The following is a 12919-nucleotide window of genomic DNA, read 5'->3' on the forward strand; positions in this document are numbered from 1 at the left end:
GGGTTTGTCGCCGCCGCCGGCAGCGAAGCCGTGAGCGCACGCGCGTTCTCTGCCGAGATGAAACGTGGCAACGCAGTTCGTCTACTGTGCTGGGCGCTGCCGTCGCTGCTCGCTCTTTCGCATATCGCAGCGGCACAGCAGATGCCAAACACGGAGATACGCGCTGCAATGATGTGGGCCCTCCCGCAAAATCCGCCCGCGAAAATTCCGGCCGCACCGGTCGACGACAAGACGCCGTTGCATGTGCCGGGCAGTGCAAGAACATTTACCGCGGCGCAGACCACGAATATTTCCAGCGTGCCCGACTGGTGGCCTCAGGATCATCCGCCGATGCCCGAGATCGTCGCGCATGCGCGCGGGCAGACTTGGCCTTGCGGGTATTGCCACTTGCCGAACGGGCAGGGGCGTCCGGAAAATTCCGCGCTCGCCGGATTGCCCGCCGCCTACATCTTCGCGCAGGTCAAGACGTTCCGCAGCGGCGAACGCACGAGCGGCGCGCCGGAGATGGCGAAATACATGCCGGTCGAGGCGCGCAACGTCAGCGATGACGATCTGCATCTGGCTGCGGAATATTTTTCCGGTTTGCACTTCAAGGCGTGGACGCGAGTGGTCGAAACGGCAAGCGTGCCGAAGACGCAATGGGAGCACTTCATGCTGGTGCCGATTGCGGCTGCGGGCCGCGAGCCGATCGGCAATCGCATCATCGAAATGGCGCAGAATCTCAAGCGCACCGAGTTGCGCGATGCGCGCTCCGGATTCATCGCCTATGTGCCGCCGGGCAACATCGCCCGCGGCAAAGCGCTGGCCAGGAACGGTGGCGGCAAGACGCAGGCCTGCATTACCTGTCATGGTGCGGGCCTGCGCGGCGCCGGCGACATTCCGCCGCTGGCCGGACGCTCGCCGACTTATCTCGTGCGTCAGCTGATCCAGTTCCAGGATGGCGGACGCAGCGGCGTAGCGAGTTTGCCGATGCAGGCCGTGGTCGCCAAATTGACTGTCGACGACATGATCGCACTCGCCGCCTACGCCGCATCGCGCACGCCTTGAGGAATCTTCCCCGCAATGTTCTGGCGATTCGTTATGGCGGGTTGGCACATGGCAAATCATTCAGGTCGTCTGTACGGGTGCAGGCGGGAAACTTCAGGCTTTGCCGTGCGAACGGCCCTATACTTCGCCGAGTCCACACCTCAGGGGCGGTTGACGTCGGTGTTTGATCTACCGGGTTTCCACATCACGCGCGAGCTGGGCCGTGGCGGGATGGCGACGGTGTATGTGGCCGAGCAGACATCGCTCGGGCGGGAAGTCGCGCTCAAGGTACTTGATCCGCAGCTGGCCGCCGATCCTTCCTCCACCGAACGCTTGCTGCGCGAAGCGCGCACCGTCGCCAGCCTGCATCACCCGCATATCGTCGCGATATACGACGTCGGCCTGCACCAGGGCATGCAGTACATCGCGATGGAATATCTGCCGTTGGGTGCGATCGCCGCGACCGGCGAGCAGCTCACGCCGCGCGAGGTTTTGCGCTGCGTGCGCGAGATCGCCAGTGCGCTCGACTATGCGCACGCGCACGGCATCGTGCATCGCGACGTCAAGCCGTCGAACATCCTGCGCCACGAGCACGGCAATTATCTGCTCGCCGACTTCGGCATCGCGCGCGTGAACAACACAGGCGCCACGATCACAGGCGCGGGCAGCGTGATCGGCACGCCGGCGTACATGAGTCCGGAGCAGTGGCGCGGCGGTCAGCTCGATGGTCGTGCCGATCTGTACAGTCTTGGCATCGTGCTGTACGAACTGCTGACCGGCGCCGTGCCTTACGTCGGCGACGATCAGTGGGCGGTCGGCATGCAGCATATGAATGCTGTGACACCCGAGCTGCCGGCGCCGTACCGGGGCCTGCAGGGATTGCTGGCGCGGATGCTGGCCAAGCAGCCGGCGGATCGCGTCGCGACTGGCGCCGAAGTGGTGGCGCAGATCGAAGCGATCGAGCGCGAAGGTGGTTTTGCGGACGCACGCACGACCCCGGTGCCGCTATCGAGTGCCAACACATCGCAGCCATCTCGATCGAACTCGCAACAGGCAGCGACGCGCATCTCCGGTCCGCTGCCTGAACCTGGCGTCAGTATGGATGGATCGAGTGCGGCGTATGTCGCGCAAACCGCGCCGTCGTTTTTTTCCGAACTCAAACGGCGCAACGTATTGCGGGTCGGGGCATTCTATGCGGTGGTCGCCTGGCTGCTGGTGCAGGTCGCGACGCAAGTCCTGCCTATCTTCGGCGTCTCCGCGCTGGCGCAGCGGATCATGGTCCTGATCGTCATAGCCAGTTTTCCGCTCGTGCTGGCACTGTCGTGGATCTACGAAATAACACCGCAGGGGATCGTCAAGAGCAACGCCGTCGCGCCGAACGAATCGATCGTGCAGCGCACCGGGCAGAAGCTCAATTTTGTGATCATCGCCGTTCTCGGACTCGCGGTGGTGTTTCTGCTGGCGCAGCGTTTCTGGCTGCCGCAGAAGGCGGCAGAGGCAGCCACGACCATATCGGATAAATCCGTCGCCGTGCTGCCGTTTGAAAATCTGTCGGACGACAAGGCCAACGCCTACTTCGCTGAAGGCATCCAGGACGAAATCCTGACTCGGTTGGCGAAAATCGGCGCGTTGAAGGTGATCTCGCGAACCTCGACCCAGCACTACGCGAGCAGCCCGGACAATCTGCCGGAGATCGCCAAACAGCTCGGCGTCGCCAATATTCTCGAAGGCACGGTGCAGAAAGTCGGCGATGCGGTGCATATCAATGTGCAGCTGATTCGCGCAGCGACCGACGATCACCTCTGGGCCGAGATCTACAACCGCAAGCTCGACGATATCTTCGCGGTCGAAGGCGAAGTGGCCGGCGCGATCGCCGACAAACTGAACGCCAAGCTCAGCGGTGCGGAACAGGAGGCGGTGGCGAAGAAGCCGACCGAAAATCTCGCTGCCTATGACTTCTATCTGCGCGGTCTGGCGTTGGCGGACTCAGGTTACGATTATGCAACGACGCGCAAGGCCATCGCTGCTTATTCCGAGGCTGTGCGTCTCGACCCGAAATTCGCGTTCGCTTGGGCGAGACTCGGAATGGCCGCCAGTTACCTGTATTTCAACAATGTCGATGCCGACAAATACACACCCCAGTTCGTCAAGAACGCGGCCGACACGGCGCTGCAGCTGCAACCGCAGTCGAGTGAGGCGCAACTGGCTCAGGGGGATTATTTGTATCGCGTCATGCGCGATTTCTCCGGCGCGCAGAAGGCGTTCGAAACCATCCTGCAACGTTCCCCGAACGACAAGGCGGCGCTCCAATACCTCGGCCTGGTCGAGCGCCGGCAGGGCAAGTGGGAGCGGGCGCTGGTGCATCTGAAGCAGGCCGCCGAACTCGATCCGCGCGATGCGGGTCTGATGACGACGATCGGCGCCGAGACGTTCGGCAATATGCACCGCTTTGACGAAGCCCTGCAATGGCTGGATCGGGCTGCGGCGCTGGCACCCGGCGATGCGCAGATCATTCCCTACCAGGCCTCCGCTTACCAGGCGATGGGCCGCCTCGCCGATGCGGCACACATACTCGATCCGGTTCCGTCGGCCGGAATCGATCCTCTCGCTGCCTATTTCCGTGGGTATCAAAGATTGCTCGAACGCCGTTTCACGACGGCGATCGCGGAACTGCAACCGGTGCTTGCGCGGCCCGAAGCCACGCTCGATGGCTTCGGCCCCCAGCTGACGCTTTACCTCGGAGACGCGCAGCAGCTGGCCGGGCAAAAAGCTGCGGCGCAGGCCACGTTCGAGCGCCTGATCACGCAGATCGAGCCGATGTCCGCGCAGGTCGATGATTCCCTGCTGCCGGTAATCCTGGGTCTGGCTTATGCTCACGCGGGGCGGCAAAAGGCGGCTCTCGATCAGGCCGCGCGTGCCGTCCAGCTTTACGCCAATGATGCGATCTGGCGGCCCGTGGCCGAATGGGGACTGGCCGAGGTGCAGACCATCGGTGGCGACCACGCTGCGGCGATTGCCACTTTGCGGCGGATCCTCGGCGTACCGGCAGGCCCGACGGTGGCGCAGCTGCGCCTGGAGCCGACCTGGGATCCGCTGCGTGGCGATCCGGCTTTCGACGCACTGCTGAAAGAACATGTCGATGACGGGAAAGGTTCGGGTCCGCAGTGAATTCTTGCTACGTTCCTTCTCCCCTCGGGAGAAGGTGCCCGAAGGGCCGATGAGGGGGAGACAGGATGTCGACCGGAGGTGAACTCCATGGATGGATTGTAATTAGACGCCGTACCCACACCCCACCCCCTCTCCGACGGGAGGGGCTTCAAAGCCGGTCGCCGCACAGATCGAACCTTCCAATAGTCAGGATTTTGCGCATGCGCTGTGCAGAATCCGCTCAGCGTATTCGCCGGCGACGTAGCGATCGCGCAGGACGAACTTCTGGATCTTGCCCGAGCCGGTCAGTGGAAATGCGTCGAGCACGATCCACTGCGCCGGAGTTTTCGGCGCGGCCAGCTCGCGGCGCGCATGGCTAACCAGATCGGCGGCATCGAATGCCGCTCCCGCGCGTGCGCGCAGGAAGCAGATCGCGATCTCGCCCCAGTGCGGATCGGGCACGCCGACCACGGCGACTTCGGCGATGGCGGCATGCGTGATCAGCACATTCTCGACCTCGGCCGGAAAAATATTCTCGCCGCCGCGGATGATCATGTCCTTGCCCCGGCCGGTGATGCGCACAAATCCATTTTTATCCATCGTACCGAGATCGCCGGTGTGCAGCCAGCCATCGGTGTCGATGGTCTTGGCTGTCGCTTCCGCGTTGTCGTTGTAGCCGAGCATCACGCTGTAGGCGCGCACGCAGATTTCGCCGACGGCGCCGAGTGCGACGACCTGATTATTCGCTGTGTCGCGGATCGACAACTCGGTCTGCGGATACGCTTGACCGATCGTCTCGGTGCGCTCGGTCCACGGATCGTCGAGCCGCGTCTGCGTGATGCCCGGTGACGTTTCGGTCTGGCCGTAAATGATCGTGAAGGCGCAGCCGAACGTGTCATGGATGCGCGCGATCAGGTCCGGCGGCACCATTGAGCCGCCGCTGAGTACGACGCGCAGCGAACTCGTATCGCGCGCTTGCCGCGCGTACGCTTCGAGCATCGCGATCAGCATCGTCGGTACGGCGATCATCAGATTCACGCGCTCGCGCTCGATGATCGAAAGCATGTTCGCCGGCTCGAACAGCCGCGCCATGACGAGGCGACAGCGCAATTGCACGCAGCCGAGCAGACCGATCGAGCAGCCGGCCGTGTGGAACATCGGCATGACGTTGAGGTAGGTGTCGCCGGCGCGCGCACCCAGGCGCGCCAGGCTGAAGCGGGCGTTGTTGGTCAGGTTGCGATGCGAGAGCACTGCGCCTTTCGGAAATCCGGTCGTGCCCGAGGTGTACTGCACCTGCGCCGGATCGTTCGCCCGCACGACGGGCCGCACACAAATCTTGCGGGCGACCGCGAACAATGCCGAGTGATCCTCGAGATCGACGATCTCGCGCAGGTTCGGCAGCGTTGAGCGTACGCCGGCGGCAATCTCGGCCAGCGCATTGCCGCGACATTCTCCGACCAGGAACAAGCCGACGCTGCGCGACTGCTGCAGCACGTAGGCGAGTTCCTTCGCCTGATACGCGGGATTCACGGTGACCAGGGTCAAGCCCGCAAGCGCGGACGCGAATTCGAGCATCGCCCACTCCGGCGAATTCGGCGACCAGATCGCGATGCGCTCGCCGGGTGCGAAACGCGAGAGCAGGGCGTCGGCGAGGAACTCGGTATCGCGGCGCAATCCGGCATAGGTCCAACGTCTGCCGATCGAGCCATCGGCACGCGCTTCGACCAGTGCGACGGCATTGGGGTCTTCGGCGGCGGCTTCGAGCAGCACATCGCCGATCGTCGTGTCGCGCACGACTTCGTCGCGCTGAGCCGGAAAATACGATTCCTGCAAGTCGACCTGGTACATCGTGCCTCCCCGTTGGCGCGCAGACAATGCACCGAACGCACGCGACTGGCAAGCGAGTCTGCGGGGCTTCGTCCACGCTCAAGGTATAAAAAAAGCCGCGGGAAAACCGCGGCTTTTTGTTCGCTAGGCGAGTTGAGAATCAGGCAAGGCCAGCCTGCTTCATGACCACGGCGGCGTAGTCCTCGACGACCTTCTCGATGCCTTCGCCCACAGCGAGACGCTTGAAGCCGATCACGTCGGCACCGGCCGCTTTCGCAGCGGCTTCGACGCTCTGGTCGGTGTTGAGCACATAGGGCTGGCCGTACAGCGTGTTCTCGTTGACGATCTTGGCGACCTTGCCGCCGATGATCTTCTCAAGGATCTGCTCCGGCTTGGCCTTGTCCTTTTCCGACATCTTCGCCAGCTCGATTTCTTTTTCCTTGGCGATGAAATCGGCGGGCACGTCGGCGGCCTTGTTGTACGGCGGATTCATCGCGGCAATATGCATCGCGACACCGCGTGCGAACTCCACGTCTCCGCCCTTCACTTCGGCGAGCACGCCGATGCGGCCACCATGCACGTAAGCAGCGACATGATTGGCGCTGTCGATACGCACGAGGCGACGCACCTGCACGTTTTCGCCGACCTTGGTGACCAGCCCCAGGCGCGCTTCCTCGACGGTGGGGCCGAACGAGGTCTTGGCGGCTTTGAGCGCCTCAACGTCCGCAGCGCCGCTGGCTAGCGCGGCCTTGGCGACCTCGGTCGCGAAGGCGACGAAGTTGTCGTCCTTGGCGACGAAATCGGTTTCCGAGTTGACTTCGACCAGCACGGCCTTGCCGCCATCCTGCGCCATGACAATGCGGCCTTCCGCAGCGACGCGGCTGGCCTTCTTGTCGGCCTTGGCCAGGCCCTGCTTGCGCAGCCATTCGATCGAGACGTCGATATCGCCGTTGTTCTGCACCAGCGCTTTCTTGCATTCCATCATGCCCGCGCCGGAACGCTCGCGCAGTTCCTTGACCAGGCTTGCGGTAATTTCCATGGTGAACCTCACTTGGGAATTCTTGGGTGGATACGCGATTTTGAAGATCGCGCGTTACAGCTTCTCCTTCTCCCACCGGGAGAAGGTGCCAAAGGCGGATGAGGGGAGGGCGCCAATTCAATGGCGCCGCGCGTGAAGCGCTTTCCCTCATCCGGCGCTTCGCGCCACCTTCTCCCGCGGGGAGAAGGGAAGCGTTCCGAATTATTCGGCAGTCGGCTCGGCAGTCGGCTCAGCCGCCGCCTCGACCACACCTTCCGCCGCTTCGGCCGGCTTGTCTTCCGCCTTCTTCACGGCAGCAACCGGACCAGTGCGACGCTGACCCGGCAGAGTCTTCTTCGCCGGTGCTGCGGGCCTGCGCGGTCCGGGCTTGCGACGGTCGCGATCGCGGTCGCGGTCACGATCGCGCTGATCGGCCACTTCCTTGGTGCGCGGATTGCCTTCGGCGTCGAGTTCGACGAACTCGTCCTTCGCGGCTGCGGCATATTGCGGCGCGGCGGCCTTGCCTTCGAGCACGGCGTCGGCGGCGGCGCGGGTATACAATTGCACCGCGCGGATCGCGTCGTCGTTGCCCGGAATCGCGTAATCGACCAGGGTCGGATCGTAGTTCGTATCGACCACGGCGACGACCGGGATGCCGAGCTTCTTGGCTTCCTTCACCGCGATGTCTTCATGACCGATGTCGATCACGAACAGCGCGTCGGGCAGGGCGCTCATGTTCTTGATGCCGCCGAGGGACTTGTCGAGCTTTTCCTTCTCGCGGACCAGGCCCAGCACTTCGTGCTTGACCAGCTTCTCGAAACGGCCGTCGATCGACATCGCCTCGATTTCCTTCAGGCGCGCGACCGATGCCTTGACTGTGCGGAAGTTGGTCAGCATGCCGCCGAGCCAGCGCTGTGAGATGTATGGCATGCCGCAACGCTCGGCTTCTTCCTTGAGCGAATCGCGTGCCGAGCGCTTGGTGCCGACGAACAGCACGGTGCCGCGCTTCTGCGCCAGACCCGACAGGAAATTCATCGCGTCGGTGAACAGCGGCAGGGTCTTTTCGAGATTGATGATGTGGATCTTGCCGCGCGCGCCGAAGATGTACGGCGCCATGCGGGGATTCCAATAACGGGTCTGGTGACCGAAGTGCACGCCGGCTTCGAGCATCTGGCGCATGGTGACTTGAGGCATTGTATACTCTCTCTTGCAATGGGCGTCAGCGCATCGTGGATGCGGAAACCCGGGGTTGAACCTCCACGTATCCAGCGCTGGCGACCTCTTGCGAGGCACCCCGACAACGGTATCGATACGTGTGCGGATTTGGGCGGTATGCCCAGTGCGGCCATTGGGAATGCTTCCCCGAGACCGCATTTCCTGATTGCCGTTAGTTACTTACGAAACGGCAACGCGTAACCGTAGAATTATAGCGTGCGTCGCTTGTCACAGACAAGTGCGCCTAGGAAATCGACCGAGAAAGCCATGCCCGTCACCATCAAAACCCCCGAGCAGATCGAAAAAATGCGTATCGCCGGTCGGCTCGCCGCCGATGTGCTCGAAATGATCGCAGCGCACGTGAAACCGGGCATCAGCACCGAGGAACTCGATGCGCTGTGCCACGATTACATCGTCAATGTGCAGCAGGCGGTGCCGGCGAATGTCGGCTACAAGGGCTTTCCGAAGACGATCTGCACCTCGGTCAATCATGTGATTTGCCATGGTATTCCGAGTCCGGGCAAGGTCCTCAAGGACGGCGATATCGTCAATATTGACGTCACCGTGATCAAGGACGGCTGGCACGGCGACACCAGCCGCATGTATTACGCCGGCAAACCCGATGTGCGCGCACAGCGCCTGTGCACGGTCACCTTCGAGGCGATGATGCTCGGCATCGGCGTGGTGCGTCCGGGTGCGACGCTCGGCGATATCGGCAATGCAATCCAGAAGCATGTCGAAGGCAATGGGTTTTCCGTAGTACGCGAATACTGCGGCCACGGTATCGGCCAGATCTATCACGAGGATCCGCAGGTGCTGCACTACGGCCACCGCGGCCAGGGCCTGCGCCTGGAAAAGGGCATGACCTTCACGGTCGAGCCGATGGTCAACGCGGGCAAACCGCAGACGCGCCTGCTGCCCGACGGCTGGACCGTGGTCACCCGCGATCATTCATTGTCGGCGCAATGGGAACACACAGTGACGGTGACCGACGACGGCGTCGAAATCCTGACGCCCTGGCCGCAAGCGGCTTGATGTAAGGAAAGAGCCTTAACCACGGAGTACACGGAGAACACGGAGAGAAGCATTTCAGTTTTGTTTTCTCCGTGTTCTCCGTGTACTCCGTGGTTCAATATTTTGATCTTGATCTGATCTGGAAATAGTGATGCCCACCGCCGTTGCCCATCCCGAGCCCGCACTGCTGCGCATGCCGCGGCTGCCGAAGAGCGTGCCGCGCTCGGGTGTGTCCGAACAGGCGCGTCTCTCCCTGCGTCAGTTGCTCGGCGATATCGGCCGTCAGCTCGCGGATGCGTTCAAGGCGGGCATGAGCGCCGATCAGCTCGTGCTGGCGCGCGCCCAGGCGGTCGAACGCATCGTCGCCCACGTATGGGTCGCCTGTGTCGGTGAGAGGGAGAAAAAAGCGCTGTTCGCGGTCGGTGGTTTCGGCCGCGGCGAGCTGTTTCCGTACTCCGACGTCGATCTGCTGGTGCTTGCCGAGGCGCCGGCGAAAGGCGATTGTGGGCGCGCGCTCGAATTGTTTTTCTCCTGCCTGTGGGACATCGGACTCAAGCCCGGCCATGCGGTGCGTACGCTCGACGAATGCCGCGAGCTGGCCGCGGGCGATGCCACGATTTACACGAGTCTGCTCGATGCGCGCCTGATTCACGGCACGCCGGCGCTGGCGCAGGCGTTCACGTCTTTGACGGACGATGCGCAGCTGTGGCCGCGCGAGCGCTATTTCATCGCCAAGCGCAGCGAGGAAGAGCAGCGCCACGCGCGTTTCAACGACACCGCCTATAACCTCGAACCGAATCTCAAGGACGGTCCGGGTGGCCTGCGCGCGCTGCAATTGATCTTGTGGCTCGGTCGGCGTGTGTTCGCCGCGCCGACGTTCGACGCACTGGTGCGCGATGGCATGATTTCCGCGGCCGAAGCCGCGCGTGCGGAAGATGCGCGCGCGACGCTGTGGCGCATCCGCTATGCGCTGCACCTGATCGCCGACCGCCCCGAAGAACGGCTGTTGTTCGACTATCAGCGTGAACTCGCCGTGCGCCTGGGCTTCAGCGACGAGCACGCGCAGAATCTCGGCGTCGAACAGTTTATGCAGGGCTATTACCGCGCGGCGATCGCGATCCAGCGGCTCAGCGATCAGTTCATGCAGCGCTGCGAGGAAGCGCTCGACCCGGACACCGATGCGCAAACGCTGCGCCTCAACCTCGATTTCGTCAGCGTCGGCGGGCGCCTGGATTGCGATCCGCCCGATCTGTTCCTGCGCCGCCCGGCAGCGCTGATCGACCTGTTCCGTGTCTGGATCGAGCATCCGGAGATCAAGGGGCTGCGCGCCGACCTCTCGCGCCGCATCAACGAAGCGCTGGCGCGCGTCGGCCCCGATCTGGCCCGGGACACCGATGTCAACGCCGCGTTCGCACGCCTGCTGCGCAAGGGCGCGGCCGCGGTCGACGCGCTGGTGCGCATGAACCGCCATGGCGTGCTCGCGCAGTATCTGCCCGCATTTGGGCGCGTGGTCGGGCGCATGCAGTACGACCTGTTCCACGTCTACACCGTCGACGAACACACGATGCGCGTGCTGCGCAACGTCGCCAGGTTTGCCGCCGAGGAAACCAGCAGCGACTACGCGCTCGCGCACGAACTGTTCACGCACCTGCCCAAGCCCGAACTGCTGCTGCTCGCCGCGCTGTTTCACGATATCGCCAAGGGCCGTGGCGGCGATCACTCCGAACTGGGCGAGGGCGACGCGCGCGAATTCTGCCTGCGTCTCGGCCTGTCGCAGACCGATATCGATCTCGTCGCCTGGCTCGTGCGCTGGCACCTGATCATGAGCGTGACCGCGCAGCGCCAGGACATCACCAATCCCGACATCGTGCACCGCTTTGCCGTGAACGTGGCCGACTGGGAACGGCTCGACTACCTCTACCTGCTCACCGTTGCGGATATTTCCGGCACCAGCGCAAAATTGTGGAATTCGTGGAAAGATAAACTTCTGGCGGATTTGTATACCAGTGCGCGCTATATGCTGCGCGCGGGCCTGGAACGTCCGCCGCATGCGGACGAGCGCGTGCGCGAATGTCAGGCGCAGGCGCGCGAATTGCTCGCCGAACAGGACGTCGATGTCGATGCAGTCGCGCGTATCTGGGCAGATTTCCCCGAGGAATGTTTCCTGCGTTTCCGCGCCGAGACCATCGCCTGGCAGACCGCCGCGATCGCGCGCGCCGGATCCGGCGATGCGCCGCTGGTGCAGATCGATGCGCATGGCTCGCGCGGCGGCAGCGAACTGCTGGTCTACGCACCCGACGGCGACGGTCTGTTCGCCGCGGTGACGACCGTGCTCGAACGCATGCGCCTGTCGGTGCAGGATGCGCGCATTGCGACCCTGCGCAGCGGCATGGGCATGGACAGTTTTCTGGTGCTCGATGCGCGCGGCCAGGCGCTCGACGAAACCACCGTCGCTCGACTCACCGGCGCACTCCACGAAGTACTGGCGCAGCGGCCGTACCGCGCGCAGATCAGCGAACAACGGCCGGCGCGGCGCCTGCGCCATTTCCATGTGCCGACGCGCATCGAATTCCGCGACGAGATCGCAATCGGCCGCACCCAGCTTGCGCTCGTCTGTTCGGATCGCCCCGGCCTGCTTGCGGCGATTGCGCAGACCTTGCGCGAACGCGCCGTGCGCGTACACGATGCGCGCATCGCAACCTTCGGCGAGCGCGTGGAAGACTTTTTCCTGATCACCGACGACGACAATCGTCCGCTGAACGCAGCCGACTGCGAAGCCTTGCGCGATGCGCTGGTCGCGCGCGTGGCACCGCCGGCGGCGATATCCAGCACCGTGGAGTCCTATGACATCGCTTGAAAACCTGATCGACTCGGCCTGGGAACGCCGCGCCGAATTGCAAACCGATGAAATCGAAGCCAGCCTGCGCCCGGCGATCGAGCAGGCGCTGACCTTGCTCGAAAGCGGTGAGCGACGTGTCGCCGAGCCGGACGGGCAGGGTGCCTGGCAGGTCAATCAATGGTTGAAGAAGGCGGTGTTGCTGTATTTTCGCATCAATGCCAATCGTTTGATGGGCGCGGCGCCGGCACCGTACTTCGACAAGGTGCCGTTGCGCTTCGAGGGTTTCGATGCGGCCGCATTCCGCGAACTCGGCGCGCGCGCGGTACCGGGCGCGGTCGTGCGCCGCGGCGCGCATATCGCCAAAGACGTGGTGCTGATGCCGAGCTTCGTCAATATCGGCGCGAACGTCGGCGCGGGCACGATGGTGGACACCTGGGCGACGGTCGGTTCCTGTGCGCAAATTGGCAAAAATGTACATTTGTCCGGCGGCGTCGGCATCGGCGGCGTGCTCGAACCGCTGCAGGCCGGACCGACGATCATCGAGGACGACTGCTTTATCGGCGCACGCTCCGAAGTGGTGGAAGGCTGCGTGGTCGAGCGCGGCAGCGTGATCGGCATGGGCGTGTTTATCGGCCAATCGACGAAAATCTACAACCGTGCCACGGGCGAGGTCAGCTATGGCCGCGTGCCTGCGGGCAGCGTCGTCGTCGCCGGCTCGCTGCCTGCGGCAGACGGCAGCCATAGCCTGTACGCAGCGGTCATCGTCAAGCAGGTCGACGCGAAGACGCGCTCGAAGACGTCGATCAACGAACTGTTGCGTAGCAACGACTGAA

At 63.5% G+C, this 12919-nt stretch carries 7 protein-coding genes and 1 pseudogene; 5 read left to right on the forward strand and 3 right to left on the reverse strand.

What is annotated here, in order from left to right; genetic code table 11:
* Together VIE67_RS07240 and VIE67_RS07245 are read left to right on the forward strand one after the other, a co-directional pair.
* Positions 1-1047: c-type cytochrome (locus tag VIE67_RS07240; protein ID WP_332024731.1), on the forward strand; the 1047-nt coding region annotated here is incomplete at its 5' end.
* 159 nt (positions 1048-1206) lie between these two features.
* Positions 1207-4194: a protein kinase domain-containing protein gene (locus VIE67_RS07245; protein ID WP_332024733.1), complete on the forward strand. Its 2988-nt coding sequence runs from the start codon at positions 1207-1209 to the stop codon at positions 4192-4194.
* A 186-nt stretch (positions 4195-4380) separates the two neighbouring features.
* Here VIE67_RS07245 and VIE67_RS07250 read toward each other — a convergent pair whose 3' ends face one another.
* From VIE67_RS07250 to rpsB, 3 genes and pseudogenes are all read right to left on the reverse strand, one after another.
* Positions 4381-6021, reverse strand: a complete 1641-nt coding sequence (locus tag VIE67_RS07250) for a class I adenylate-forming enzyme family protein (protein ID WP_332024735.1) — start codon at positions 6019-6021, stop codon at positions 4381-4383.
* 139 nt (positions 6022-6160) lie between these two features.
* Complete coding sequence (gene tsf, locus VIE67_RS07255) at positions 6161-7039, reverse strand: translation elongation factor Ts (protein ID WP_332024737.1); 879 nt, start codon at positions 7037-7039, stop codon at positions 6161-6163.
* Positions 7040-7515: 476 nt separating this feature from the next.
* Positions 7516-8212: pseudogene (gene rpsB / locus VIE67_RS07260) on the reverse strand (30S ribosomal protein S2); the annotation flags it as partial.
* 288 nt (positions 8213-8500) lie between these two features.
* Between rpsB and map the strand changes: the two are divergent.
* From map to dapD, 3 genes are all read left to right on the forward strand, one after another.
* Positions 8501-9268: a type I methionyl aminopeptidase gene (gene map / locus VIE67_RS07265; protein ID WP_332024741.1), complete on the forward strand. Its 768-nt coding sequence runs from the start codon at positions 8501-8503 to the stop codon at positions 9266-9268.
* Positions 9269-9398: 130 nt separating this feature from the next.
* Positions 9399-12104, forward strand: a complete 2706-nt coding sequence (gene glnD / locus VIE67_RS07270; protein WP_332024743.1) for a [protein-PII] uridylyltransferase — start codon at positions 9399-9401, stop codon at positions 12102-12104.
* Positions 12091-12918, forward strand: a complete 828-nt coding sequence (dapD, locus tag VIE67_RS07275; RefSeq protein ID WP_332024745.1) for a 2,3,4,5-tetrahydropyridine-2,6-dicarboxylate N-succinyltransferase — start codon at positions 12091-12093, stop codon at positions 12916-12918. Before glnD ends, dapD begins: the two co-directional genes overlap by 14 nt.
* Position 12919: the final 1 nt, after the last annotated feature.

The organism is Rudaea sp. (assembly GCF_036560865.1).
Taxonomy (GTDB): domain Bacteria; phylum Pseudomonadota; class Gammaproteobacteria; order Xanthomonadales; family Rhodanobacteraceae; genus Rudaea.

Excerpts from the sequence above, each read along its gene's own strand:
- VIE67_RS07250 (WP_332024735.1), bottom strand. The coding sequence starts at position 6,021 with ATGTACCAGGTCGACTTGCAGGAATCGTATTTTCCGGCTCAGCGCGAC.
- tsf (WP_332024737.1), bottom strand. The coding sequence starts at position 7,039 with ATGGAAATTACCGCAAGCCTGGTCAAGGAACTGCGCGAGCGTTCCGGC.
- map (WP_332024741.1), top strand. The coding sequence starts at position 8,501 with ATGCCCGTCACCATCAAAACCCCCGAGCAGATCGAAAAAATGCGTATC.
- glnD (WP_332024743.1), top strand. The coding sequence starts at position 9,399 with ATGCCCACCGCCGTTGCCCATCCCGAGCCCGCACTGCTGCGCATGCCG.
- dapD (WP_332024745.1), top strand. The coding sequence starts at position 12,091 with ATGACATCGCTTGAAAACCTGATCGACTCGGCCTGGGAACGCCGCGCC.